This is a genomic window from Trichococcus sp. TS_SC_9, from assembly GCF_056156325.1.
The window spans coordinates 1,103,484-1,127,369 of record NZ_CM149591.1 but is presented as its reverse complement, the minus strand read 5'-3'; the positions used below and the strand labels follow the sequence as shown (position 1 = coordinate 1,127,369).

The following is a 23,886-nucleotide window of genomic DNA, read 5'->3' as shown; positions in this document are numbered from 1 at the left end:
CTCACTTGTCATGGGTTTCCCTCCAAAATAGCCTGCGCCTGTTTTTCTACACGAGAGGAACCATAGATGGCGTTTACGACTGTATGTGTGTTCTCTCCAACCTGATGGGCCCACTGAAGGATGTATTCCTTGTCCCATTCAATGTACATGCGGTGGTTGTCTGGCATGTGTTCGGGAATGGTAACGAATTGATTCTCTTTTCCGACTATTCTCAGATGGGAAGCTATCCTCATGTGATTATAAAAGACTTCTATCACTTTAGGGGTAGTGCGAATTTCCACCTCGTGTTTGACGTATTCATAGGGTAAAGAATAGTGATTTTTATCTATCACAACGTGATAGTCTAAGGGAACAATGCCTGTTTCCAAGAGGCCAACTCGAACGGTCTAGCAGGAATAGGCAGCAAGGCAAATTTTTCTTCTTCCAGAAAGCTTAATAGCCTACTACCTGTTTTCTTCTGAAAAGGTTTTTGGTTGTACTCTTCTAGTTTTTGGCTCACTGACTCGTTTAATTCTCCAATAGTGAAAAACGTTTGGTGCCTCAGTGCCGCAATAATCCAAGTGGAAACTGTTCCAATATTTCCTTCTACAGAGGCCTTGTCGCGCGGTTTCCGAACGCGGGCTGGTACGACAGCAGTCTGGTAATATTCAGCCATTTCGTAATAGGTACGATTAATTTTGGGATCCCAAAGGGATGAGCGATCCACACCAGTACGTAAATTATCCGGAACAATCATTTCTGGAATACCACCGAAATAATTAAAGGCATGGATGTGTGCCAATATCCAATGTTCCGTATTCTGAGAGAGACAGGCTTCCACATAGGTGTATTGACTACATGGCAGGATCGCTACAAAGATATACGCAGGAATCTTCTCTCCTGTCAGATTATCTTTTAGAAAAGCCGTCGCACCTGCCCAATCCACTTCCATGACTTCGCCAGGTTTTCTTCTAATTCTTAAAGTGGCTTTCGTCACATTCGCATATTTACGGTAATGAAAACAGAACTGTGTGTACATATAGGGAATCTCACCAGTCTGATGACATTTTTGACAATATTCATCCCAAAGGAGCGTCAAGGTCACACCTTTCTTCGCCAACTCTTTGTGGATATACTCAAAATCCGGTGTTTTCTAGATTTGAGTAGCTTTCTTCTCAGGAAACAAGAAATTATGAAGCTCCCCATTAGATAAATCGTTAGGTAGCGGCCACGAAATATCCTGCTCTTGCGCACGATTCAGTACTGATATCACGGTGTTCCTAGAGCAGTCACAACTGGACACAATCGCTCTTTGACTCATCCCTTGATGACTTAATCGTAGAATTTCTCGGTATTTAATCAATTAAAAAACCCCCTATAATAGTATTTACCACCATGATTCAGTGATACTTACTATTATAAAAGGGTGGCTCTCTTTCCGTTAACCTGGTTCATTTTAGCCGTGACGTTGGTTCAAATTAACCGTTAAGCTGGCTCTATTGAAATAAAATATTCAAGCTTTTTTAAGCGTACTGCTCGTCTGTGCTTGAGAGCATGTCTGTCACTCTTAACATTTTTGGATGTTACCTATTTCTTCACGTAAAAACCATCAAAGTAGACCGCAGAAAACTTTGTTGCTTCTACTGTCTACTTTGATGGGAGCTTATCATCTGAGTTTAGATAGTTTATAACCATCATTCCTATAAAAAATATAAAGGAAGATAGCATATTCCTTGTTGTATCGATATTTTTCACAATAAAAAAATCAATGCAAAACAGAATTATTAACATAAATAAAGTGGGTGGTAGGGATTGTTTAAATGCTCTTCTCATATTTAAATACAGTTTCCCCAAAATTGAGAGCCAGCACCTATAAGTGCTCCGAGGGGACCTCCCGTTGTGGTACCTACCAAAGTTCCGCCTGCAACTGACAATATACATTTTTGCTGTTGCCAAGTTAAATCTTTAAAATAAATCGGTTTGCCATGCTCACCACCGTTAATCTGTTTTAGTTCTGAAATGCTTAATACTTTGACATTTTGCATATTTAAATACACTCCTCAGAAATGAATATTGTTAACAGAATGACTGTATCACAAATAAAAAGGACAAAGCCAAAAACATCCTAAATCTTGGTATTTGATATCCTGGATTCTCACCTAGTTGTACCTAGTTATTATAACTAGGTGGATTAACAGTGATAGACGGTTTAAAATATCTCGATAATAAACAAGTTTGTATTATACATTTTAACGGCACTAATACAATGGGCATTGTTGCTTTTTCCAAGCCTTTTTTGAACATTCTAACCAAGTGTTTCCTTCCAACAATATTCTCGTCTACAAAGATAGCGAGCTTGCTACTCGGGACCTTTCCAAACTGGAGGTAAGCTTTATTGAGTTTGACGACAATCATACTTAGGATAAAATAGGAGGTCATTTATTCTTCGACATCCTACAAGGCAAAAAGCTATTTCAAAGAACACCGGTTCTATATTAAGTCAACACAGATCAGTTCATTTGATTTTTCTTCATAATAGTCTTAACTTTAGAAACAATAAAGGCATAGTAGAAAGTTCCCACTAAAAAAAATACCTGTGGTAGCGTCTTAAGAACAAGAAAGAACGTTTGAACTACAATTATACCGAATAGCTGAATCCCCTTATATTCCCATAGGGAGGGATCTAAATACCATGTTGGCAATTCAAAAGTAGGTTTGAGAATAATGAAATAAGTAAGCATTAATAGTCCGAATGCAGTCGCATGGCTGTACAAACGTTTATAACGGTCATTGCTTGATGAAACACTAGAAAATATATCTAAGTCTTGGTTTTGATTCTCTTTTGGTAGGAAAAAATGAAACCCACTTTCTTTTTTACCACTTATATGATTCCAACCACTATCTTCGAATAAAATTAAATATTCCAAGTAATCATTTTTCTTTTTAAATATTCTATAATCTATTTTGTATTTTTTTGCTTTAGGTGTGATTGTTTCAAATGTGTACACATTTGAAACCGTGTAATTGACTAATCCCCAACTGATATGCTACCTCTATATAGGACATTGAATTATTTCAAGTCTTATATGGGGGTTTTTTCTATGTCTAAAAGAGCTATGAAATTATCTGTCGAAAACAGAGTCAACATTGTCGAGCAATATGTGAGAAATGAAATCGGTATATCAAGGGCAGCACAGAACGCTGGAGTATCTCAAGAGACCATTCGCAATTGGATTAGACTTTATGAGAACGGCGGTCCATCGGCCCTTTTACCGGTAAAGAAGAACAGTCATTACTCCAAGGAGTTAAAGTTGGCAGCCGTCACGGACTATCTGAACGGCCTGGGCAGCATGATTGAAATCGCCAAAAAATATGGTTTGCGGAGCAAAACGCCACTGCAGAACTGGCTAAAGGATTATAATACTCATAAAGACTTCAAAACAACCAGTGGAGGAAGTACTATGAGCAAAGGTCGGATAACAACCATAGATGAGCGTTTAAAAATTGTGTTGGACTGTTTAGAGAATGGAAAAGATTATGGTGCTATGGCTATAAAATATCAAGTCTCCTATCAAAACGTCTATCAATGGGTAAAGAGATATGCGGAATTGGGAGAAGCAGGGTTGGAAGACCGCCGTGGGCGCAGGAAAGGGACAATGCCCAGCCGGACTCCCGAGGAATTACTTCAAGACGAATTAGCACGTTTAAAACGCGAAAATCAACGTCTAAAAATGGAACTTGATGTAACAAAAAAATTCCAAGAATTAGAAAGGAGGAATCGTTGAGCGAAATAAGAAAACAAGCTGAGTACGAAACCATCAAGCAATTCCATACAGAAAAAGGTTATCCGGTGCAAGTTATGTGCGAAATCTTACATGTGACACGCTCCGCTTATTACCGCTGGCTTGAGCAACCACAAAGTCCAAGGGAAATTCGCAACAACCAAATCGCTGAAGTGGCAAAACAGATCCATGAAGAACATGACGATATGGGTCATCGTCGGATACGCGATGAGTTGGAATATACCCATGGCATGATCATCAGTGACAACCGCGCCCTTCGGTTATGCCGTAGTCAACAAATCCAATCCCGAATCAAACATCGTGCGAATAGCATCACCAAAGGTGCACAGAATCCGTATCATATCGCCGAAAATCGCCTCAACCGGAACTTTCGTGCAGACGCACCAAATGAAAAATGGTTGACCGATGTGACCGAATTCAAGTATTACGAAGGACCGGCAATCAAGAAAGTATATTTGAGTGCCATTTTGGATCTTTATGACCGTCGAATTGTCGCATACATAATCAGTGATCAAAACGATATGCCGCTAGTCCTCCAGACTTTTGATGCAGCCATACAAAATGAGCCAGAAGCTCAGCCGTTGTTCCACAGTGACCGCGGATTTCAATATACAAGTAAGCAATTCTGTGCGCGTTTAAGCGAGGCTGGTATGATACAAAGCATGTCCCGTGTCGCTCGTTGTATTGACAATGGCCCTATGGAAGGGTTTTGGGCGCTCATCAAGCGTGAAAAATATTACCGTCGCAAATTTACGAGTCGTTCCTCTTTGATTGATATGATTCACAACTATATGGAATATTACAATAATAGACGCATTCAAAGAAAGCTGCATATCATGACTCCGATGGAGTTCCATGACCAGTATTTCGAGGCAGCCTAATGACCCCTCACGTTTTGTGAGGGGAGCGGGTTGTGCTTCGCTCATAAAACGTGTGGGCCGCCAAGCGTAAGCGCGGCAGATATATATATGCAAAAAAACTGCCCCCACATTACGGGGAGCAGTCTGTAAAACTGTTTAAATATTTTACTGTCCTATTGACGGGTGGCATACCAAACCTTGCTCTGCCATTTCTTTTAAATATTGTTCTTCTTGCGTCATATCAACAATTACTCTAAATTTTTTCATGGTAAGTATCCTCCTACACGAATTCGTCTGCAATTGATACCAGTTGCTTTAAACGTTCACTTTCAAGAGCCAAAACTTCTTTTCCTAACTGAGTTAATATGTATACGCGACGACGCTTATCTTCACTAGAAACTTCTTGAATTAATTTTTGTTTCCTTAAATTTTCAATAGCCCCATACATCGTTCCAGCTGCGATTCGAACACGCCCCTTACTTAACTCTTCCACTTTTTGCATAACTGCATACCCATGTGACGGTGTAAGAAAAGAAATCATTATATAAAATGTTGTTTCTGTTAAAGGTAGGAGTTTATTAATATTCATAAGATTAATCCCCTTTCTCAGTTTAACTATATCGTTTGACTGTACATTCGTATGATACATCTCCAAAAGGTATAAGTCAACTTCAACTTTATAGAAATAACCTCCATTCCTCGTTATAAATTACAAGGGAATGAAGGTTATTTCTATAATTATAAAATGAGCAGCGGTTTTTGTTGTGAATAAAATTAATTTTGCAAGTTGCTTTGTTAAGTTTACTTGTTGATATGAGGGTAATCTATACTTTTTGATATCAGCCAAAAATGGCTCTATTCATCCATAAGATTCACGGTTACACATTCATTTTTCTGAAGAGATAATTATATTTCTGTCCGTCAGTTTATGATGAAATCAACTAAAACCGTTCTTATATTGAATGTAGAAATAGATGTTCCCTACTAGAACGCTAATGCATATTTATAAACAAAAAATTGCATGACTAAAGAAAAATGATCGCCCATAATATCTATATAACTGACTTTAAGGGTGATCATCTTTCATATTTAAGTTGTGAATTCTTTAATTGATAAATAAATCAGAACCTTTTTTTTGCGTGCTTTTATAAGTTGAATTTTTTCCATTTACGAATTTTTGTTCTGAAGGTCGTAAATGGTGCGACTGTGTTGATGTGGACCCATTTCCAGAGTGGCCATGCAGCTTGTGTAGTAGCCCAGTTTCTCTGGCCTGATTCAAAAAGTTCCTTGTCTGTTAAGGACTGAACCCACTCGCTTAGGTCAGATACTGCAGTATTTAAAAGATCTATTTGTTTTTCTAACGAATACTGGCCATAGTCTTCGTAGAAAGATTGGTACAATCTTCCTAGATTATTCCATTTATAGCCCTTCCCAGGTGTCTGTACATCTTTTCCGCTTTTCTCTTCCTTATCCCACTGCAGTAGTAAATTTATCCAACCAAGTTGATAAGACAAGTTTTCCGAAGGCGTTCTATCCACTTCCTCACTGCGTTTATTTTTTAGTTCTTCTGGGATGCATTCAAATTCTGCGATATATTTTTGGTATTTACTTTGAATTGTTTCAAGCAACTCCTGTTTATTTTGGTATTGTTTCATTTTAAATTCTCCTTTTATTCACCTATCTTAGCTTTTTCGTCTTCTATGTCTTATTCAGATTTTTCTTTTGATTTAAGATTCTTCCGTTTACATCTAACTCTTAATAACTCAAGTAACATTAAAAAAATGCTGTGTAGAATCCAGAACCAATAAAATCTCTGTTAATGATATATTCTATAGCGCTTTCTATTAGACTTGCTATAATCAAAATTATTAGGACATAAAGTTACCGCTTAAACAAATTTGTTTGATTATAATTCATCTTCATAAAATTCAAATAGCTTTTCCACGGGCACATCAAAAACTTTTGCAATATCCATTGCTAATTTTAATGAAGGATTGTACAGTCCCTTTTCTAACCTGCTAATCGTTTCTCTTCGAACATTGACCAACGATGCAAGTTCTTCTTGTTTCATCTTTTTTTCGGCACGGTAAACAGCTACGTATGTTCGCAACTTACTCATAGGAATTACTCTTTTCAAATCTTAAAAAGTGAAGGTATTCCGCGAACTGCAGCATTCCAAAGATGATAATTACCTTATTTCCGGTCAATTGTAAAGTCTCGCCCCCCCACCGCGTAAAAACCTCCTGGACTAATATGATTATTACAAACAGATCATATATATGATTTTTTGCTTTTCGTATGTTTTCAATTGCACGCTCATCTTCCGGTTCAGCCCTTTTTACAACGCTCCAAAGCATACCAGCGGCATACAAAGCGCCAAACAAATAAAACAACCAGTCTTGTGAATCTGGCAAAAATATTTTTGAACAACCAAACAAGATAAGTCCAGTACCTGTGAGGCATTTTTGAACCAAGTATTTCTTATTAAACGATAGCATGGAGTACCCCCTAAATGTGATGTATTTGTATCATTTATTTCAAAAATATCACAAGAAAAAAATACTGTCAATCTGTATTTCTGAAGAAGTTGTACAAATTGAATAGTGCATGCAGATAGCATAACTGATTACAAGAGTGCAAACTATTCAACTCCTTTTAACTATAGATAAAAACCTTCTGTATCATACAGTTGAAAGAGTGAGTGATAAGGAATTTAGGGAGGATACTCCATTTTTATCTCAGCTAAGTCATCATAAAATTTATAAAGGCTTAGCGGAAGACTGCAAAAAGGAGCCGGTTATCGCAGTGACAATCTTGGAACATGCCTTTCGCTGGGTGCAATTCAATTAGTCCAGCAGCTTGCAATAACAACAATCTGTAGATTTATTTGCACCGTCATCTGGTTCCAGTATTTCCCCTCCATTTGGTATTCCATCTATAGACTTGTGTTTATCGAATTGCGGAAGTACAACATTGAGCCGATCTTTACGCTTTCTCATTTTGAAATGCCCTCCCTATCATCCTGTAAAGGAATATGGAGGCTTGTGCAGCCGCAGGATGAAACTCCGCTGCAAGTAATGTATCAGGCGAGCCATTATCAATTTGTGGCGGCAGCCCAAGTTGTAAAAATGGGCAAGGCTATCAATCCGGATTTTCAAATAGGGTGTGTTCTTGCAGCTACACCGAATTATCCTTTGACCAGCGATCCAAATGATTTATTGTTGGCGCAGCAAGAAGACAATAAGCAATTGTTTTTTACAGATGTTCAAGTCCGCGGCCACTATCCGCAACGTGTCTTGAATGAATGGAAGCAAAAAGGTTTCACTATCGACGTAACGCCACACGACTTGCATATTCTTCAAGAAGGCAAAGTGGATTACATCGGCATTACTTACTATCTAAGCAATACCGTATCTACACGTCCAGAGGCTGTACGGCTGAACGATCCTTTGTTGGGCAATGAGGCATTAGTCGAAAACCCATATGCAGAGACCACAGAATGGGGCTGGACGATTGATCCAAAAGGCTTGCGTTACTATTTGAACCTACTTCAAGATCGTTATGAACTACCCATTTTTATTGTTGAAAATGGGTTTGGTTTCGCAGATACGCTGGATCAGGATGAAATCAATGATACAGAACGGATAGCTTATCTATCCGCCCATATCGAACAGATGCGCCTTGCGATTGAGCACGATGGCGTAGCAGTCATTGGATACACTATCTGGGGATGCATCGACTTGGTCTCCTTTACAACGGGAGAAATGCTCAAGCGTTATGGGCTGATCTATGTCGATCGGAATAACGAAGGCCGGGGAACCTTACAGCGCTCCAAAAAGAAAAGCTTTGAGTGGTATAAAAAAGTTATCGAATCCAACGATTCTTTCCATATATAATCCGAAAGGCTATTGCTGATCAGGCATTACCAATAACTGTATATGTGGGTGGTTCACTATCCTCGTATGCCCGTCTAATCGGTAATGCCTTTTTTGTTGATTAATGCTTGTGGCTAGCTTGTTTTGTATGGGGTCTGACCAGAAGACACCGTGACCTATATAAGCGCTGCAATGAATATGCTACAATCAAATGAAACCGCACACAATACAAAACACTAAGGAGGCTCACCTTAATGAAAAGGCAAGCTTATACTGCAAAAGACGTCATGTGTTCAGGACCTTATTCCCATGCCATAGATGCAGGAGAATATATATACATATCAGGGCAAACAGCCCAGAATTCTTTGACGCTGGTGAAACAGGATTTGACTATCCAAGAGCAAACAGAAGAATGTTTCAAGAACATCAATAGTATTTTAAAAGAACTGGAGCTTACAGAAGCTCATGTCGTAAAGGCAAATGTCTATCTTACAGGCATGAAGCATTTCGAGGCGATGAACGAAGTGTATAAAACAAAATTTACAGAACCTTATCCTGCTAGGACTTGCGTTGCAGTTCTCGAATTGCCACTTGGTGCCGATGTAGAAATAGAAGTCGTGGCAAAAAGATGAAAAACGCCTCCTGATACGTTTATCGTAACGTAACGGGAGGCGCTGTTTGTTTATATGTAGTGCTGGCGGATACTGATGATGCGATTCTCACCAGCTTAGTGATGTTCCTTAAACGTTTATTTGCTTTTGTTTTTGGACTTCATACCATCTAATGCTGCACCGATGGCTACTCCAATTCCCATTCCAAGAGCTAGATTATCCATAGTTATACCTATAGCCGCGCCTATTGATATACCCATAGCAAGATAAGGAATATCATCTTTTTTCTTACCATGGTTTTTCTGCTCATCATTATTTGAATTTCCCATCATTAACCCCTCCTTATGGTTTAATTTTAGCATAATAGGAAAGATTCGTGACACTTGAATTATCGTGAATTTCCAAGCAACTATTGAATCCAGATAAAATGGCAGTCCAGATTTTCACCATGACTTTTCCAGCGATCAGCTTGGGAGGTCTTTTGTATTTATCTTGGAAATAAAAAAGCTGGCATAAGAATTCTAACCTTCTTAGACCAACTCTTAACCGGGTGATTTAATTATTCATACTATTCAACAATGCTATAATAAACTTTTGACGTTACTTGATAAATAATCCAATATATTACACTAAATCCGACTATTACACCTACAAAACACCAGAAGACTAATGCTGTATTGACCACACTAAAAATGAGCAATAATTTTTGAATAATTGGGAAGGCAAATGCAACATGAATCACAGCAATAATTAACGGTAAAAGGAACATCCAAATAATTTGTAACCGAGTGGTTTTGCGAATCGTTTGCTTATCCAACCCAACTTTTTGCATAATTTGAAATTTTTCTCGATCATCATAGCCTTCCGAAACTTGTTTGAAATACGTAATCAACGCTGCTCCAAACGTAAACAATAATCCAAGAAAGATGCCTAAGAACAAGAACCCGCCATTCATACTGTACCATTCTTCACGCAGAAGTTCTCTTGACTCAAAATATGAGTTATCGCTATCACTTACGCTAACTGCTATTTTGTCAGAATAGTCTTTCTTCTGTTCTTGCGTTCCAGTCGTGTCCCAAGAAATGACTGCATCTGCAACAATCGGAAATTCAACACCTCTTGCTCTCAAATCCGTATCTATAATGGATTCTAAGACCTCTTTAGAATCTACTACCACGATCATATTAGGACTCTGTGATTTGTCCATTTTCAAGGGGTTCTCTATTTTTGCTTTGACCTGATACGTTGTGTCTCCGATAAGCAGCGTTGAAAAATCAAATGTGTTTTTTGAATCAAATACCAACACTTCATCGGATTGTAAATGGATTGTTTCGTCGGCTATCCTCTCATAATCTTCTTTGACAAGTAGCTGGACAGTATCCGGTATTCTTTTAGCAAAATCAGTTTCTTCAATGATTAGTTTATTTTTTTCAATTAGTGGGAATAAATTATAGTACATATACATTTCTGTTTCTGTAATTTCTAATCCACTCGTTTCTGTTTCCTTTTTGATAGCTTCAAATTGTTCTTCTAAATCGACAGTTTCATAATAGGTTCTTTGATTTTCATAAGGAAAACGAACCGATAAGGTATCTTGGGTCCCAATAAATATAGCTACCGTTGTTGATACCGCAATAATGACCATAGTTGCTAGAATAGTAATATTTGCTAAGCCTACTGCATTTTGTTTCATTCGATAAAGCATACCGGAGATTGAAATAAATGGACTTGGGCGATAATATAACTGCTTATTTTTCTTCAATATTTTCAGGATGAAAATAGATCCAGAAATAAATAAGAAATACGTACCTGCAATAACTAACAGTACTGCAAGGAAAAAATAAATCAAAGCATCAAGCGGGTTATCAATCGCTATCGATATCCAGTACCCTGATCCGATCAATAACAAAGAAAGAACAAAAAGTATAATCGAGCTTTTTGGCTCCCGTTCTCCGGTCTGTTTGCCTTTAATCAATTGGATAGGATTAGAAAACGTTACTTGAGTGATATTGTAAACTAACGTTATTAAAAAGATTAGGGCAAATAGTCCAATCGTAATCACCATTGCATTTATCGTAAAAGGAAAAGACATTTTTATCCCGAATTTTAAAGCATAGTTCAAAATAAGAAAAGTAAACTCTCCCCATAAATGTCCAACTATCAAGCCTATAACAATACTAAAAAAACTTGTTACGATTGATTCAATCATCAATATCCTAGAAACATGGCTCTTCTTCATTCCCAATATAGCATATAGGCCAATTTCTTTTTTTCGGCGTTTGATCAGAAAACTATTGGTATATAAAATAAATATAAAGGAAAATGCCCCAACGACTGTGGCGCCTAAAGCAAAAAGTGTAGATAAAGTATCCGATCTGGTTTGAATAAATTGATTGCCTCTTAAAGCAACCATCATGTAAAACATCGCTACCGTTGCGATTGAGGCAAAAATATAAGGAAAATAAATTTGCTTATTGGACTTAAGATTACGCAGTGCCAACTTTGAAAAAAAAAATTTATTCATGTTGCTCACCCCGATTTGCTAAAACAACCAATGCTTGCGAGATTTTGTCCATAAACTGATCTGGTGTTTGTTCGCCACGGTAAATCTCGTGGTACACTTCGCCATCTTGAATAAATAATACGCGGTTCGAGTATGCTGCAGCCCTTGTACTGTGAGTAACCATGATAATGGTTTGACCCGCATTATTAATTGATTCAAAGGTTTCCAATAGACTTTGACTCGATTTTGAATCCAATGCTCCCGTGGGCTCATCTGCAAGTAATAATTTTGGGTTTGTAATCAGGGCTCGAGCTACCGCTGCCCGCTGTTTTTGCCCCCCAGAAACTTCATATGGATAATGATTGATCAGCCCATCAATTTTTAATTTTTTTATGATGGGTACCAAACGATTCTCCATTTCAGCTATTGGAGTGTTGGATAACACAAGCGGCAATAAAATATTGTCTTTGATTGAAAAATTATCCAATAAGTTAAAGTCCTGGAAAACAAATCCTAGGTAATCTCTACGGAAATTAGAAATCTCACTATCTTTGATCTCTGTTAGGTCTTTTCCTTCCAGCATTACTTCACCGGCAGTAGCTGTATCAAGTGTTGCTAAAATATTCAATAAGCTTGTTTTTCCTGAACCCGATTCCCCCATAATAGAGACGAATTCTCCTTTTTTAACTGAAAAATTTATATCTTTTAGGGCTTGGACTTCCTGCGTTGAAAATCTTCCCGTATAGGTCTTTTTTAAATGATTCACTTCTAATAATGTCATGTTCGTTTCCTCCTGTTCATTTCTTTATCCCTATCACTAGTTTAATAAAAATGAACATCGTCTGCCTTTATCTTTTCTTACAAATAGTCGTTTAACCTTACAGTTTTGTAAGATTGTCTATCAATAGTCTTTTATTAACGGCTCTCTGGCTAAATCAATCATTACTTTGGTCCCTTTTTCTAAAGTTGATTCGATTACTAGGTTATGACCCAGACGTTTTGTAATTTCCTGACTAAGAAATAAGCCCAGTCCAGTTGATTTTTCATGTATTCTCCCATTAAACCCTGAATAACCACGTTCAAATATACGTGGTAAATCTTCCGATCGGATGCCAATACCAGTATCTTCAATAATGAGCTGCTGCTCTTGTGTGGGACTCATGTAAATCTTGATAGTGCCACCTTCTGGAGTATACTTCAAGCTATTGGAAAGAATTTGTTCGACTAGTACCCGCAGCCACTTCTCATCTGACAAAATAGTTACTGCTGTCTCTTGATAGTCTAATCGGATATGATTATAAATAAACAAAATAGAAAATTTTTTAATAGTCTCTTTGATTACGCGATTAAGCGAAACTTCCACAAAATCCAAATCTGACCCACTATTTTCAATTTTCAAATAATTTAACGCCATATGCGTATAATTTTCAATCCGTAACAGCTCTTGTTCCATTTGGTGGCTAAATTTCATCTCACTGTTTCGTTGCATCAATAAGCTGATAGCTGAAATAGGTGTTTTAATTTGATGCAGCCACAAAGTAAAATAATCCATCTGAGAATTGCTTCTCTGTAGATTCTTTCTTTCGATTTGTTGAATTTCTTTTATTAAATCTACAATTTTAAGACGAAGAAATTCTTCACTTGGGTCTTGGCTAGCCGATAATTGTTTCAGTGTATGGATTGGATCTTTATCTAACTGTTCCAGTAATCGAAACCGCTTATAATACCTCGAAAATTGAAATACGAAAAAACAACTACCCAAAAATAAAGTAAGTTCAATACTAAATAGTAAAAAGTAGAATGGTAACCGGCCTAACATATAGATGAAACTAAATACTACGACGTTCAGCATATAGGTTATCAGCAAAGAACGGTTCGCTTTAATAAAAGCTATAAAAATGTCTGTCCATTTCTTAGTAGGTTTCATCATGGTCGTCCTTCTGAAGTCCATATCCATATCCTTTTTTCGTGACAATAAAGGAGGTTACATTGATTTCTGCGAGTTTTTTTCGTAAGCGGTTAATGTTAACAGCTAATGTATTATCATCGATAAACGAATCATTTTCCCATAATTTCATCATGATAGCCTCCCGGGAAACAAAAGCCCCTTTTTGCAGAAAGAGTACTTCTAAAATTTTTATTTCATTTTTAGTTAATTCTACTTCTTGATCCTGGTATTGAACCTTTAATTCGCTTGTCTTTAGATAGACCTTCTGATAACTCAAATAAGCATCTTTACCGGTAAAGTCATATGTTCTCCGCAACAATGCTTGTATTTTGGCTAAAGCAACGGTTAAATCAAATGGCTTACTAATAAAATCATCGGCTCCCATCTGTATCGCCATTACAATATCCATTCGTTCGCTCTGTGAAGAAACAAAAATAATGGGTACTTGAGAGATTTTACGAATTTCCGTACACCAATAATACCCATTAAAATACGGAAGTTTGATATCTATTAAGACCAATTGGGGTGCTTCTTGCGTAAATATGTTCATTACGTCATTGAAATCAGTGACATAGAAGGCACTGTATTGCCATTTCATTAACTCTTCTTGCAAACTTGAGGCAATGACTAAATCATCTTCAATAATCATAATTTTTATCAACCTGTTCACCTACCCATCCTTCATTCGTTACTTCTACTATACAGGATTACTTTCCATCAGCCTATTAGACTTTTGGCTTAGTACCCATCTTTGACTCTCCAATTATTTCACAAAAAGGTACCCTATTAACAAACTATGTCTATATAATTTTTGGTGTGGATGAAGAAATAGAAGTCGTAGCAAAAAGATGAAAAACGCCTCCTGTTACGTTTATCGTAACGGGAGGCGCTTTTTATTTATATGTATCTTTCGACTTTACAACGTGGTAATGATCGGTCCTTCCTTCGTCACAATGATCGTATGTTCGTATTGGGCGACCATGCTTTCTTCTGTAAAGAAGGTCCAGTCGTCATCTTCAACTTGGAAAACTTCCTCTTCGAATGTGGAGATGAAAGGCTCGAAGGCAATGACCATGCCCTCTTTCAGAATCTCGTCATCCCAGCGCGAGTAGTAATTGAAAATATGATCGGGGGCTTCGTGAATCGCGCGCCCAACACCGTGTCCGGTAAGATTTTTGATGACAGTCAGACCATGGCGTTTCGCCACGTTGTGCACCGCTTTTCCGAGGTTGCTTGTTTTCGCGCCCGGTTTTACCTTCGCAAGTCCAGCATCGAACGCTTCTTTCGCAACGTCACATAATTTCTTCAGAACGACATCGCCCTTCCCGACAACAAAGGAAATGCCAGTATCCGCAAAATAGCCGTTTTTGGAACCCGAAACATCGATATTCACAAGGTCCCCTTCTTCAATGATCCGATCGCTCGGAATCCCGTGTGCTACTTCTTCATTTACGCTGATGCACGTATATCCAGGAAAATCATATTCCCCTTTTGGTGCAGATTGCGCTCCTGCTTTTTCAAAAAGCTCCTTGGCGATGTCATCGAGCTCTTTTGTGGTGATGCCGGGTTTCGTGGATTGGACCATTTCATCGCGGATCGCTCCACAAATGCCGCCAATTTCTTTTAATCCGTTAAAATCCTCTTCTGTCTTTGCAATCATCTTATATCCTCACTTTTAAATCATTCTATGTTTATCGTTCCCGTTAGATTCTATCACAAACGGAACAGATTTTTCTTCAAAAACATTGCCTATTTGCGGAATACCGATTATTTCTCCGGATTCCCTCACTCTGCGATCTGAGGCAACAGGTCTCCTGTATCATCCAGATTATATTCCGTAAGGGAGAAACTGCTGACCAATGTGTATGGCTCCCCAACTGGAGGTACCACGGTAGATTCGTAGTGGACAGCCGTCAGGAAATCTTCCTCATTGATTTCATAGGTGATGGTGACGTCTTGGTAGTCTGTCTCCTCTATTTCCTGGAGATGGGCTTCTATTCCCTCGATGACCAGCGCTTCTTCGTCGTCCTGTTTCAATTTGTCGATGTTCTGCTGGATCACTTCCACATTTTCCGCTTTTATCCTCTCGGCATAAGCGTCGTTCATGGTGAGGGTATATTCCTTGCGCTCTCCTGTTTCCTTAACTTGGCTCTCCGCAATATCCGCTTCCACTAAATCATTCTCAAAGAGCGAGCGCAGAAGTTCTTGCAAAGCAAATCCAGTTGAAGAAACCTCCACCCATTGCGTTTCCGATTGACCGGGCACACTGATTTTCTGATACTGCTTTCCGCCTATCTGAGCTATTTCCGTAGTATTCGTTTCATCGAAGGAAGTCTTCTGATACCACTCATAATCAGACTCCGCATTTTTAACGAAGGCTCCTTCCGAGCTTTGGTCGAATGGCTCAGCGTCACTATCCATGGAGTAGCGCGTCTCAAACCGGGCATTGTCCAGTTCCGCGTTCTTCTGAGCAGCATTCCCGATTGACTCCACGACACTTGTGGTGGAAGTGGAACCGCCACACCCACTCAATACCAGAAGACTTGAAAGGTAAAATATTGTTGTTACCATTGGCTTTTTCATCATTTTCCAACACCATCCTATCTGTTTAGAAGAAGTACCTACCGGTCATTCATTTCTTTTTGAAAAGATAAGTAATAATCCATCCTGCAAAGAGGGTTAAAGCAAGTGCATTCAATAAGGTCCAACCAGCTGTGAGAAATTCCGCCATGGCTCTAACTCCTTTCGTACTTCATTATAATAGAAATTCAAAAGGAATCGATACCTCATTCCAATCTTCCCCATACCCCTGATTCTTTTCCGGCCGCCCTTCCAATTCCCCTGAACTATTAACCACCTATAATTATATATCAAAAAATCGTAATTCCTCACAACAAGTATATAAAAGATTGCTCCTTCGCCTGTATTTTGTCATTTTATCCAAATATCTTTCCCTGTTCGCTTTAAAAAAGCAAACGTACGTTCGTTTAATAGAGACGTAGAGATTGGAGACGATTTTTATGTACGAAATGGAATTGGTTTTTGATTAGCTAAGGAACCCAGTCGCGACATTCTTTGCATCGACTGCAAATCCTTCTATGCAAGCGTGGAATGGAACCTTTGACAGAAAAAAACCAGCTCCAAAAGGAACTGGTTTTTGAAAAGAGAGTTTATATTGTTTGTTATTAGCCAAGTGGATCAATTTTTTCTTCCGTTTCCGTCTTCTCAATAGGCTCGGAAGGCTTGGCTGTTTCTTGGTCAATTTTGCGATCAAGTTTTTGGAGCTGATGCTTGGCAAATTCTCTGCCTCCCAGACCAAATGCCAAGGCAAAGGCGACGGCAAGGCCGCCAATGATGAACAGGAAGGCAGTGTTCACAATCGTTGAAGCAAACTGCAGTTGATCCAACGTCATGAAGACAGCCAAGACATATAAGATGTACTTAACGACCTCGCCTAACATAGAGCTTCCGGTAGACTCTTTCAGGAAGGCAGATAGCGCATTCCCGCCGAAGATCCCCAGTCCTAAGATAATGAGGCCAATCAGTACAGATGGCAAGTAGCTAATGATCGCAACGCCAATGGTATTCAACACTTCCAGGTTCACCGCATTCAGCGCTTCTACCGTGAAGAAGACAATGATTACAGCCTGTACAATTTTTGCGATTACTTGTGAAAGGTTGAGACGGGAAGTTCCATTAGGATTTAGGTAGTGGGAGAAGCGGTTGATTCCAGCATTCTCCAACAGTCCTTCCAGAAGATCCGCCACAAATTTTGCGATTAGCGTACCTACAATCAGTAGGATTACCGCCACCAGAATATTCGGAATGGCAGCCAAAATTTGGGTCAATACATTCACGATGGGTTCAGAGATGGAACGGATCTGCAACGCCTCCAGCGCCATAGTCAGGACTGGAATCAGGATGATCACAAATGCTATATTGGCCAAAACACGGGCAATCGTATTCTTCTGCCCAGGGGTTGGACCTGCGGCGTGTTTCGCACTTTGATTGCTAGTTTGAGTGTATTTGGAAATCCAACGGTCAACGTTGATGGATTCCAACAAGCTTTGGACCAGTTCCTTGACGAATTTGGCCACGAAGTAACCAATCACCAAGATAATGGTTGCTCCGAAGAGTTTAGGCAGAAAAGCCAAAAAGTTATCGAACATGTTGGTTATGGGTAGAGCAATATTGGCGAGACCAATCTGTGAAAGAATACCCGGTATGAAGAATAGCCAAATCAGATAGTAGAAGACCTTCCCGATCGATTCAATAACGCGGTGGGAGTCCTCTACCGTGTGTGCAACGCCCCATTTTACCAATCTATTATCAAATCCGAGGGCATTGAGACCCTTCACGATAGCCTTTTTCACTAGCGTAGCGATAATCCAAGCTAATACCAACAATAAGAGAGCGCCTAGGAGATTCGGAAGGATATTGACGAAAGAGACCCACAAACCTTGCAAGGAATCCGTAAATTGTTCCATTCTTTTTTCCTCCTTTTATCCATAAATTTATGAATAGTTTTCCACACGGCAAGTATAGCAGAAAGGCAGTTAATCATGAAATGAAAAGGTTTCCAACTCTGTGCCGTAACAAATCGAGGAGACACTTTAAAACTTTCCTAACTTTCTTTTTAAATATCTTTCCCTGTTCGCTTTACAAAACCAAACACACGTTCGTATAATAGAGACATAGAGATTGGAGACGGTTTTTATGTATGAAACAGAATTGGTTTTTGATTATGCGAAGGAGCCCAGTCGCGACATTCTTTGCATCGACTGCAAATCCTTCTATGCGAGCGTGGAATGTGTCAGGCGCGGGCTGCATCCGCTCGAAACAAAATTGGTTGTCATGAGCTATCCCTCAGCCGATCCGAAAGAGCGCGGCAGCGGGCTAATTTTGGCTTCCTCTCCGGCTGCCAAGAAGGCTTACGGGATATCGAACATCAGCCGGGCCAGGGACTTGCCCTTCCCCTATCCGCCGGGACTGGTGATTGCGGCGCCACAGATGCGGCTGTACATGCAGAAAAATACCGAAATCAACAACATCTACAAGAAATACGCGGACGAAGCCAACCACCATGTCTATTCGGTTGATGAGAGTTTCGTCGATATCACCGGCGCCCAGAAACTTTTTGGAAAAAAAACGGCTTATGAAATGGCCAGACTCATCCAGGCGGACGTGTTGCAGACGACCGGCATCTACACAACGATCGGCATCGGCGATAACCCGCTGCTGGCTAAGTTGGCGCTCGATAACGCGGCCAAGCATCAGCCGGATATGATTGCGGAATGGCGTTATCCGGATATTCCCGAAACCGTGTGGAAAATCCCCGACATGACCGATTTTTGGGGCATCGGTAAACGAACCCAGCTGCGGCTCAACCAGTTGGGCATCTCCTCGATCTATGACTTGGCGCATACCAATTACTATTATTTGAAGAGTCAACTCGGCGTCATGGGCGCGCAGCTGTACGCCCACAGTTGGGGGATCGACCGCAGCTTTCTGGGGGACAGTGTTAAAGTAGGGTCCAAATCCATCGGCAACTCACAGGTACTCATCAAAGACTATGTGGTGCGCTCCGAAATCGAAATCGTCCTGGTCGAAATGGCCGACCAAGTGGCGACGCGCCTGCGAAAATCCGGAGCCAAGGCCCAGCTTGTGAGTCTGAGCATCGGCTACAGTATCAACTATATCGATCAGCTTGGCCGGACCGGATTCCATCAGCAAATGAAGATTCCGCCCACCAACGCCTCCAGCCAACTCGTGGCCCATATCCTGATGATTTTTGACCAGCACTACAAAGACCAATCGATCCGGAATGTCGGGGTGGGTGCCGGCAATCTGATCTACACGGATTTTCTGCAGCTGGACCTGTTTCAGGAGCCTGACGAACAAGTAAAAGATCAAAAAAAAGACCAGATAGTCGATTCGATCCGCAGAAAATATGGGTTCCGCTCACTGGTGCGGGCAGTCAGCCTGTTGGAGGGCGGCCGCGCAATCGCACGCAGTTCGTTGGTGGGAGGACACGCGGGTGGCATGGCCGGATTGGAGGAAGGGGAAGAAAATGCTGAAAGAACCAAGAGAACGGACGGATAAGGTATTTGAAGATTACAACGACTACCACGACCGCGGCATGATCAAATGGGTAACGGCCTACGCGATGGACGAACTGGTAAAATCCATCTCTGCAGGAAAAGAGGAGGCCATGAAAGATATCCCGATCCTGCCGCAGATGAGCCCTACCGAAATCGACGAAACTTTAGCAGAAGCCTTGAAAAAAAACCGCCGCATATCGGTCCAATTGAATCAAAAAGATCGTTTTGGGCGCCAAACAGAGTCCATTGAGGGCTTTTTCAAGGGCTATTGCGGCGAGGATGAAATCCTGATTGGTGAAGAATGGATTCCGCTCGACCGCATACGGAATGTGCGTATTCTGTATCAGGATAAATGGTCCAGAGTGGCTGTATTCAGACAAAGTCCGGGCTAATCCGATAAAAAATCGCAGGGCTTTATGTCAGGTGCTTGTAAGCGAATGGAACGGACAGTGCGATTGTTGTTTTTTTTGATGCAAAGGCTTATACTCAAATCAAAAGAGAACGCTTTCTTTTCTCTTGATAAGGGGGACATCATCATGACTTATACCATCCATACCAGCGTCCATTCCATCGAGGAGTGCAAAAGGGCGGTTGAGGAACTGCATAAAAAAGGCTACACGAAGGAACAGATTACCTTGGTGACGAACAATGCCAGCCAAGAAGCCATATTGGAGAATTGGGACCTGCGCGGCGCGGACGGTGCGATTTTCTCAAGTCATTCGTTATTGGAGAAGGTCCACGATCTTTTTAACCTGAAGCAATACGAAGATTTCCAGCACAGGACCGGGACTTTCCCGGACAGCAAGGGCTTTCTTGCAGACCGCATCGCTGCCATTGAAAGCGGCAGCATCGTCATCATTACGAAGGAAGCGGACGAATAAAAATTTCCTATTCGGCCCCGTCAAACAGCCTTGTAAAACCATGTAACTAGAAAGGATTGAGACTGTATGTCAAAATTTGTGGCAGGTTCGTACGCAACCGTCGAAGCTGTGGAAGCAGCCGTAAAAACACTCCTCGAAAAAGGGCACAAGGAAACGGATCTCCTATTGGTGACCAACTCACCAGATAAAAAAGAGCGGTTGGCTAAAGAAACCGGTATTGACGTCATCACCGAAACCGGGCACGACGAGAATGCAGAATGGAATGAACTCGCCCCGCTCTACCCGGCCTTCGATGAGGAAGCCCTCTTCGAGCCCTCCCCTCAGCATCCTTATCCGCAGTTGTCACCGGACCAGGAAGCTGAGCAAGAACGCAAAATGCAAGGATACTTCTCCGAATTGGAGGAAGGGAATATTTTGATCATAGTAAGCGAGGGTTAAAAACCACAAGATAACGAAAAGGTCCAGGATACCTACTTTTAGTATCCTGGATATTTTAATATATTATGATAAAATTATACTGGAATAATAAAAAGCATTTCTCAATCAAAATTTGGATGCAGGAGGAAACAAATGGATGCAGAAAAAGTGAACGTCTATACCCTTTTCGCAGCTTCTTTAATCATGCTAGCCTTTACCTTGCTGACGCATGATATTGCGATTTCCATAGTCATTGCCGCCATAGCCTTTCCAGCAATACAAAGCCTAATCAAAAACTACCGCAAAAGGAACTGACAGCATCCTACATATGCTCCTCAGCATCCAACAGCCACATCGTCACCACTACCGCGTCCCCGCCACCCTTGCCGATGGATTTACGGATTTTGGCATTGACGGACATGATTGCATTTTTATCCCGTAACGGCATCAGGTTCATCACCCCAAAGTCATAGCAGTCGATGGTTCCCCTGACTTTGATGCTTCCCCAGGGCCCATTGATTTGTTTTGTGTCCGGAACTTCAATATGATAGGTCCAAGCACCTTTGCCGGATACATATTTGAGTTCAAGTTCTTTGTTGTCCACTATTTTCTCTTCCAAAGTCTTTTTCCTCTTCCATTATGAGCGACCAAGATTGAATGAAATTTCGAAATGATTCGATTTAAAAAAGAAGCAGGAGAACCGTCAAAACGGTTTATCCTGCTTCTTCATTTAAGTTATATTAACTTATAGCACATGGCGATACCTACTTATAGCTGCTTCCTTCCGGATCTGACTCAATTCATAAGATCGCCATTGCGATAAGGCCTTTCGGCATTTCTTATCATATCATAGCCAAAAAGAAAAAGCTAGCCTTTGTTTTCTTCCTGCATATGTTCGCGGAGATGCTTCCGGCTGTTTTCCTTCCGTTCTTTGCGCAGCGCCCGGAAAAAATCCTGTAGCAGCGTCCGGCATTCTTCCTCCAGGACACCCCGTTCGACCTCGCACTGATGATTAAAACGTTCATCCTGAAGCAGGTTCATCAAAGTGCCTGCCGTTCCGCCTTTCAGGTCGGATGCACCATAATAGACCTTCTTGATTCGCGACAAAAGGATGGCGCCGCAGCACATCGGACACGGCTCCAGCGTCACATAAAGTTCGGCTTCCTCGAGCCGCCAATTTTTCTTGAATGCATTGGCTTGCTTAATTGCCGTCATTTCCGCATGCGTCGTCGCATCATTCGTCGCTTCACGTTCATTATGGCCGCGCCCGATGATTTCACCCTTCCAGACGATCACCGCTCCGATCGGCACTTCCCCTATGGCCGCAGCCTTTTCCGCCTCTTTGATGGCTTCCCGCATATACTCTTCCTTCAACTCATCCATCTTCCCCAACCTCGTCCCTTTTGCTTCATTAATCATAGCATATTTCATATTTTTTTAGCAAATTAATGATAATAATGCTAAAATGGATGAAAAGCCTTACAAATCTAAAATAACCAGCCTACAAAATGAGGTGAAAGTTTGAATCAAAACGAACTCCAACAACTATTCCCCGAAGCCAAGATAACGACTGCGGCCAGTCTCGGGCCCGCTTACTTCACGCTGCCTTTCCAGAACAAATGGTTGCATATCCCTGAACATACGCTGAACGGACGCGAAAAAGCCCTTTTGAAGCAGTTGTTGCTCCACGAGGTCCAGACGACGTCCGAAATCCCGAAGAATCCTTGGGCCCGGTTTCTGTTGGGTCAGACGTCCGAAATTCCGACCGGACTGGCGCAGACCCAACTGCTCCAGTTCAACCTCTCGTACCGGGAAGAGGACGCTGGGTCTTTCGACCAGACACTGTGGCTCGATTCTTTCAGCCAAACGCTGCCGCTTGTCCGCGAATGCTTCTTTTTGAATGGCAAAAACGGTGTCTTCATTCTCGACAGCCCGGAACCCTACTGTATTGATGAAGAATTGGCTGCAGTGCTGGATATTCTGGATGACGACTTCAGCCTACGAACCGACTTGTATCTGGGACAGCGCTGGCCTGTCGATTCCCGCTTGCCGCTCCTTTTCGAGGAAGAAAGGAAAATATTTTCGGCCAGTCGCACGATTGCCAAAGGAAACAAGATCATAACGCTTGCCGCAATCGCGCTTCCTTATTTCATCTCGGAATCTGGAACCCAAAATCCGGTGCTGCAAGCCTTGCAGACTACGATCAGTTCCGTCGACGGCACACACGAACTGATCACAGCCATGTGGCAGAATCAAGGGAACCTGTCGAAAGCAGCAGCCGACCTCTATCTGCACCGCAACACCCTCCAGTACCGGATCGATCGCTTTTTTGATGCGACCGGCTTGGCCTTGAAGAGCATGGACGACCTAGCCTTGGCTTATCTAGCCATCGCTGTAGTAACGGGTCCTCACACCAACTAAAAAAGACTGCCAGAACCAGGGATTCCCCTGGTTCCGGCAGTCTTTTTCAATTCTTATCTATGCAACTTATCGCCTACGCTGTCTTTTACATCGCCGGCTTTGTCCTTAAAATCAGAGAATAGGTCCATTGCTGATTCTTTCCAATCGCCTGCTCTGTCGACAACGCGCAAGAATCCGTCGATTTCATCATCAGTCAAATCTTCGATTGCCTTCAAAAATTTTTGGCTGCCTTTCAGATGGTCCTTAACAAAACTCTTCATGCGTTGACGGTTCAAATAAGAGCCGATTTTGTCCACTGCTTCTTCCTCGTATGCCAAAGCTGCCGCAATTGCCGCAATCGCTGCTGTAGCACCCAAACCGATCAATAATGCCTTTTTAGAATTTTTCATTTTATTGGTTCCCTCCTCTAACTTCCGTAACTATATTTTAACATAAACGGAAGCGATAACCGAACAATAACCCTGTCTCCCAAATGAGGCCCTGCTGC

28 protein-coding genes, 1 other RNA gene and 1 pseudogene are annotated in these 23,886 nt (G+C 41.1%); 10 read left to right on the top strand and 20 right to left on the bottom strand.

The window, feature by feature from the left end; genetic code table 11:
- Window positions 1-8: 8 nt before the first annotated feature.
- The 4 genes from AC0J5I_RS05235 to AC0J5I_RS05220 form a co-directional block, all read right to left on the bottom strand.
- Window positions 9-332 (bottom strand): Mu transposase domain-containing protein, encoded by a 324-nt coding sequence (locus AC0J5I_RS05235; protein ID WP_475305561.1) that lies wholly within the window; start codon window positions 330-332, stop codon window positions 9-11.
- An 11-nt stretch (window positions 333-343) separates the two neighbouring features.
- Entirely contained in the window at window positions 344-1,099 is a 756-nt protein-coding gene (gene istA / locus AC0J5I_RS05230) for an IS21 family transposase (protein ID WP_475304410.1), read from the bottom strand.
- A 715-nt stretch (window positions 1,100-1,814) separates the two neighbouring features.
- On the bottom strand, window positions 1,815-2,024 hold the full coding sequence (locus AC0J5I_RS05225) for a bacteriocin (protein WP_475304409.1): 210 nt from the start codon (window positions 2,022-2,024) through the stop codon (window positions 1,815-1,817).
- Between the two features lie 465 nt (window positions 2,025-2,489).
- A complete protein-coding gene (locus AC0J5I_RS05220) occupies window positions 2,490-3,023 on the bottom strand; it encodes a DUF2812 domain-containing protein (RefSeq protein ID WP_475305557.1) in 534 nt (177 codons plus the stop codon).
- A 57-nt stretch (window positions 3,024-3,080) separates the two neighbouring features.
- Between AC0J5I_RS05220 and AC0J5I_RS05215 the strand changes: the two genes are divergently transcribed.
- Together AC0J5I_RS05215 and AC0J5I_RS05210 are read left to right on the top strand one after the other, a co-directional pair.
- The gene (locus tag AC0J5I_RS05215) at window positions 3,081-3,764 is read left to right on the top strand and encodes a helix-turn-helix domain containing protein (protein ID WP_475299477.1); all 684 of its coding nucleotides are present in this window, start codon (window positions 3,081-3,083) and stop codon (window positions 3,762-3,764) included.
- Window positions 3,761-4,663 carry an IS3 family transposase gene (locus AC0J5I_RS05210; protein WP_475299478.1) on the top strand — a complete coding sequence of 301 codons (903 nt, stop codon included), beginning with the start codon at window positions 3,761-3,763 and terminating at the stop codon, window positions 4,661-4,663. The genes AC0J5I_RS05215 and AC0J5I_RS05210 overlap by 4 nt, the downstream gene beginning before the upstream one ends.
- Window positions 4,664-4,922: 259 nt before the next feature.
- On the opposite strand, the gene AC0J5I_RS05205 is transcribed toward AC0J5I_RS05210, so the two are convergent.
- The 4 genes from AC0J5I_RS05205 to AC0J5I_RS05190 all read right to left on the bottom strand — a co-directional run bounded on the left by AC0J5I_RS05205 (window position 4,923) and on the right by AC0J5I_RS05190 (window position 7,140).
- Window positions 4,923-5,231, bottom strand: a complete 309-nt coding sequence (locus tag AC0J5I_RS05205) for a PadR family transcriptional regulator (protein ID WP_475304408.1) — start codon at window positions 5,229-5,231, stop codon at window positions 4,923-4,925.
- 556 nt (window positions 5,232-5,787) lie between these two features.
- Window positions 5,788-6,297 (bottom strand): ClbS/DfsB family four-helix bundle protein, encoded by a 510-nt coding sequence (locus AC0J5I_RS05200; protein WP_475304407.1) that lies wholly within the window; start codon window positions 6,295-6,297, stop codon window positions 5,788-5,790.
- A gap of 251 nt (window positions 6,298-6,548) precedes the next feature.
- Window positions 6,549-6,761: a helix-turn-helix transcriptional regulator gene (locus AC0J5I_RS05195; RefSeq protein WP_475304406.1), complete on the bottom strand. Its 213-nt coding sequence runs from the start codon at window positions 6,759-6,761 to the stop codon at window positions 6,549-6,551.
- On the bottom strand, window positions 6,754-7,140 hold the full coding sequence (locus AC0J5I_RS05190) for a hypothetical protein (protein WP_475304405.1): 387 nt from the start codon (window positions 7,138-7,140) through the stop codon (window positions 6,754-6,756). The genes AC0J5I_RS05195 and AC0J5I_RS05190 overlap by 8 nt, the downstream gene beginning before the upstream one ends.
- Before the next feature lie 558 nt (window positions 7,141-7,698).
- On the opposite strand from AC0J5I_RS05190, the pseudogene AC0J5I_RS05185 reads away from it, so the two are divergent.
- Together AC0J5I_RS05185 and AC0J5I_RS05180 are read left to right on the top strand one after the other, a co-directional pair.
- Window positions 7,699-8,538 (top strand): annotated as a pseudogene (locus AC0J5I_RS05185) (family 1 glycosylhydrolase); the annotation flags it as partial.
- 233 nt (window positions 8,539-8,771) lie between these two features.
- The gene (locus AC0J5I_RS05180; protein WP_475304404.1) at window positions 8,772-9,149 is read left to right on the top strand and encodes a RidA family protein; all 378 of its coding nucleotides are present in this window, start codon (window positions 8,772-8,774) and stop codon (window positions 9,147-9,149) included.
- Window positions 9,150-9,265: 116 nt separating this feature from the next.
- Here AC0J5I_RS05180 and AC0J5I_RS05175 read toward each other — a convergent pair whose 3' ends face one another.
- The 8 genes from AC0J5I_RS05175 to AC0J5I_RS05140 form a co-directional block, all read right to left on the bottom strand.
- Window positions 9,266-9,460 carry a glycine zipper domain-containing protein gene (locus AC0J5I_RS05175; RefSeq protein ID WP_475304403.1) on the bottom strand — a complete coding sequence of 65 codons (195 nt, stop codon included), beginning with the start codon at window positions 9,458-9,460 and terminating at the stop codon, window positions 9,266-9,268.
- Between the two features lie 236 nt (window positions 9,461-9,696).
- Window positions 9,697-11,652, bottom strand: coding sequence for an FtsX-like permease family protein (locus AC0J5I_RS05170; protein ID WP_475304402.1), 1,956 nt, complete (start codon window positions 11,650-11,652; stop codon window positions 9,697-9,699).
- Window positions 11,645-12,412 carry an ABC transporter ATP-binding protein gene (locus AC0J5I_RS05165; protein ID WP_475304401.1) on the bottom strand — a complete coding sequence of 256 codons (768 nt, stop codon included), beginning with the start codon at window positions 12,410-12,412 and terminating at the stop codon, window positions 11,645-11,647. The genes AC0J5I_RS05170 and AC0J5I_RS05165 overlap by 8 nt, the downstream gene beginning before the upstream one ends.
- 120 nt (window positions 12,413-12,532) lie before the next feature.
- Window positions 12,533-13,561 (bottom strand): sensor histidine kinase, encoded by a 1,029-nt coding sequence (locus tag AC0J5I_RS05160; RefSeq protein ID WP_475304400.1) that lies wholly within the window; start codon window positions 13,559-13,561, stop codon window positions 12,533-12,535.
- Window positions 13,545-14,240: a response regulator transcription factor gene (locus AC0J5I_RS05155; RefSeq protein WP_475305554.1), complete on the bottom strand. Its 696-nt coding sequence runs from the start codon at window positions 14,238-14,240 to the stop codon at window positions 13,545-13,547. Before AC0J5I_RS05155 ends, AC0J5I_RS05160 begins: the two co-directional genes overlap by 17 nt.
- A 255-nt stretch (window positions 14,241-14,495) precedes the next feature.
- A complete protein-coding gene (gene map, locus AC0J5I_RS05150; RefSeq protein WP_475304399.1) occupies window positions 14,496-15,239 on the bottom strand; it encodes a type I methionyl aminopeptidase in 744 nt (247 codons plus the stop codon).
- Window positions 15,240-15,364: 125 nt separating this feature from the next.
- Window positions 15,365-16,165, bottom strand: coding sequence for a hypothetical protein (locus tag AC0J5I_RS05145; RefSeq protein ID WP_475304398.1), 801 nt, complete (start codon window positions 16,163-16,165; stop codon window positions 15,365-15,367).
- A 599-nt stretch (window positions 16,166-16,764) separates the two neighbouring features.
- On the bottom strand, window positions 16,765-18,066 hold the full coding sequence (locus tag AC0J5I_RS05140) for a mechanosensitive ion channel (RefSeq protein WP_475304397.1): 1,302 nt from the start codon (window positions 18,064-18,066) through the stop codon (window positions 16,765-16,767).
- A 229-nt stretch (window positions 18,067-18,295) separates the two neighbouring features.
- On the opposite strand from AC0J5I_RS05140, the gene AC0J5I_RS05135 reads away from it, so the two are divergent.
- The 5 genes from AC0J5I_RS05135 (at window position 18,296) to AC0J5I_RS05115 (ending at window position 21,293) form a co-directional block, all read left to right on the top strand.
- Window positions 18,296-19,681, top strand: coding sequence for a Y-family DNA polymerase (locus AC0J5I_RS05135; RefSeq protein ID WP_475304396.1), 1,386 nt, complete (start codon window positions 18,296-18,298; stop codon window positions 19,679-19,681).
- The gene (locus tag AC0J5I_RS05130) at window positions 19,650-20,072 is read left to right on the top strand and encodes a hypothetical protein (RefSeq protein ID WP_475304395.1); all 423 of its coding nucleotides are present in this window, start codon (window positions 19,650-19,652) and stop codon (window positions 20,070-20,072) included. The genes AC0J5I_RS05135 and AC0J5I_RS05130 overlap by 32 nt, the downstream gene beginning before the upstream one ends.
- A 144-nt stretch (window positions 20,073-20,216) precedes the next feature.
- On the top strand, window positions 20,217-20,561 hold the full coding sequence (locus AC0J5I_RS05125) for a hypothetical protein (RefSeq protein ID WP_475304394.1): 345 nt from the start codon (window positions 20,217-20,219) through the stop codon (window positions 20,559-20,561).
- A gap of 66 nt (window positions 20,562-20,627) precedes the next feature.
- Window positions 20,628-20,999, top strand: a complete 372-nt coding sequence (locus tag AC0J5I_RS05120) for a general stress protein (protein ID WP_475304393.1) — start codon at window positions 20,628-20,630, stop codon at window positions 20,997-20,999.
- A 132-nt stretch (window positions 21,000-21,131) separates the two neighbouring features.
- Window positions 21,132-21,293, top strand: coding sequence for a hypothetical protein (locus AC0J5I_RS05115; protein ID WP_475304392.1), 162 nt, complete (start codon window positions 21,132-21,134; stop codon window positions 21,291-21,293).
- A 7-nt stretch (window positions 21,294-21,300) separates the two neighbouring features.
- Here the strand turns inward: AC0J5I_RS05115 and AC0J5I_RS05110 are convergent, their stop codons facing one another.
- From AC0J5I_RS05110 to tadA, 3 genes are all read right to left on the bottom strand, one after another.
- Window positions 21,301-21,597, bottom strand: a complete 297-nt coding sequence (locus tag AC0J5I_RS05110) for a DUF1905 domain-containing protein (protein ID WP_475304391.1) — start codon at window positions 21,595-21,597, stop codon at window positions 21,301-21,303.
- Window positions 21,598-21,717: 120 nt separating this feature from the next.
- An RNA gene (ffs, locus tag AC0J5I_RS05105) (signal recognition particle sRNA small type) lies at window positions 21,718-21,804 on the bottom strand.
- Window positions 21,805-21,845: 41 nt separating this feature from the next.
- The gene (gene tadA, locus AC0J5I_RS05100; RefSeq protein WP_475304390.1) at window positions 21,846-22,397 is read right to left on the bottom strand and encodes a tRNA adenosine(34) deaminase TadA; all 552 of its coding nucleotides are present in this window, start codon (window positions 22,395-22,397) and stop codon (window positions 21,846-21,848) included.
- A 102-nt stretch (window positions 22,398-22,499) separates the two neighbouring features.
- Here tadA and AC0J5I_RS05095 point away from each other — a divergent pair, with 102 nt between their 5' ends.
- The gene (locus tag AC0J5I_RS05095) at window positions 22,500-23,399 is read left to right on the top strand and encodes a helix-turn-helix domain-containing protein (RefSeq protein WP_475304389.1); all 900 of its coding nucleotides are present in this window, start codon (window positions 22,500-22,502) and stop codon (window positions 23,397-23,399) included.
- Window positions 23,400-23,452: 53 nt separating this feature from the next.
- Here AC0J5I_RS05095 and AC0J5I_RS05090 read toward each other — a convergent pair whose 3' ends face one another.
- Window positions 23,453-23,788, bottom strand: coding sequence for a hypothetical protein (locus tag AC0J5I_RS05090; RefSeq protein WP_475304388.1), 336 nt, complete (start codon window positions 23,786-23,788; stop codon window positions 23,453-23,455).
- Window positions 23,789-23,886: the final 98 nt, after the last annotated feature.

What these genes read in the sequence shown, in the direction of transcription:
- AC0J5I_RS05225 (WP_475304409.1), bottom strand. Translation starts at nt 2,024, where the DNA reads ATGCAAAATGTCAAAGTATTAAGCATTTCAGAACTAAAACAGATTAAC.
- AC0J5I_RS05215 (WP_475299477.1), top strand. Translation starts at nt 3,081, where the DNA reads ATGTCTAAAAGAGCTATGAAATTATCTGTCGAAAACAGAGTCAACATT.
- AC0J5I_RS05205 (WP_475304408.1), bottom strand. Translation starts at nt 5,231, where the DNA reads ATGAATATTAATAAACTCCTACCTTTAACAGAAACAACATTTTATATA.
- AC0J5I_RS05200 (WP_475304407.1), bottom strand. Translation starts at nt 6,297, where the DNA reads ATGAAACAATACCAAAATAAACAGGAGTTGCTTGAAACAATTCAAAGT.
- AC0J5I_RS05195 (WP_475304406.1), bottom strand. Translation starts at nt 6,761, where the DNA reads ATGAGTAAGTTGCGAACATACGTAGCTGTTTACCGTGCCGAAAAAAAG.
- AC0J5I_RS05190 (WP_475304405.1), bottom strand. Translation starts at nt 7,140, where the DNA reads ATGCTATCGTTTAATAAGAAATACTTGGTTCAAAAATGCCTCACAGGT.
- AC0J5I_RS05180 (WP_475304404.1), top strand. Translation starts at nt 8,772, where the DNA reads ATGAAAAGGCAAGCTTATACTGCAAAAGACGTCATGTGTTCAGGACCT.
- AC0J5I_RS05175 (WP_475304403.1), bottom strand. Translation starts at nt 9,460, where the DNA reads ATGATGGGAAATTCAAATAATGATGAGCAGAAAAACCATGGTAAGAAA.
- AC0J5I_RS05170 (WP_475304402.1), bottom strand. Translation starts at nt 11,652, where the DNA reads ATGAATAAATTTTTTTTTTCAAAGTTGGCACTGCGTAATCTTAAGTCC.
- AC0J5I_RS05165 (WP_475304401.1), bottom strand. Translation starts at nt 12,412, where the DNA reads ATGACATTATTAGAAGTGAATCATTTAAAAAAGACCTATACGGGAAGA.
- AC0J5I_RS05160 (WP_475304400.1), bottom strand. Translation starts at nt 13,561, where the DNA reads ATGATGAAACCTACTAAGAAATGGACAGACATTTTTATAGCTTTTATT.
- map (WP_475304399.1), bottom strand. Translation starts at nt 15,239, where the DNA reads ATGATTGCAAAGACAGAAGAGGATTTTAACGGATTAAAAGAAATTGGC.
- AC0J5I_RS05145 (WP_475304398.1), bottom strand. Translation starts at nt 16,165, where the DNA reads ATGATGAAAAAGCCAATGGTAACAACAATATTTTACCTTTCAAGTCTT.
- AC0J5I_RS05140 (WP_475304397.1), bottom strand. Translation starts at nt 18,066, where the DNA reads ATGGAACAATTTACGGATTCCTTGCAAGGTTTGTGGGTCTCTTTCGTC.
- AC0J5I_RS05135 (WP_475304396.1), top strand. Translation starts at nt 18,296, where the DNA reads ATGTATGAAACAGAATTGGTTTTTGATTATGCGAAGGAGCCCAGTCGC.
- AC0J5I_RS05130 (WP_475304395.1), top strand. Translation starts at nt 19,650, where the DNA reads ATGCTGAAAGAACCAAGAGAACGGACGGATAAGGTATTTGAAGATTAC.
- AC0J5I_RS05125 (WP_475304394.1), top strand. Translation starts at nt 20,217, where the DNA reads ATGACTTATACCATCCATACCAGCGTCCATTCCATCGAGGAGTGCAAA.
- AC0J5I_RS05120 (WP_475304393.1), top strand. Translation starts at nt 20,628, where the DNA reads ATGTCAAAATTTGTGGCAGGTTCGTACGCAACCGTCGAAGCTGTGGAA.
- AC0J5I_RS05115 (WP_475304392.1), top strand. Translation starts at nt 21,132, where the DNA reads ATGGATGCAGAAAAAGTGAACGTCTATACCCTTTTCGCAGCTTCTTTA.
- tadA (WP_475304390.1), bottom strand. Translation starts at nt 22,397, where the DNA reads ATGATTAATGAAGCAAAAGGGACGAGGTTGGGGAAGATGGATGAGTTG.
- AC0J5I_RS05090 (WP_475304388.1), bottom strand. Translation starts at nt 23,788, where the DNA reads ATGAAAAATTCTAAAAAGGCATTATTGATCGGTTTGGGTGCTACAGCA.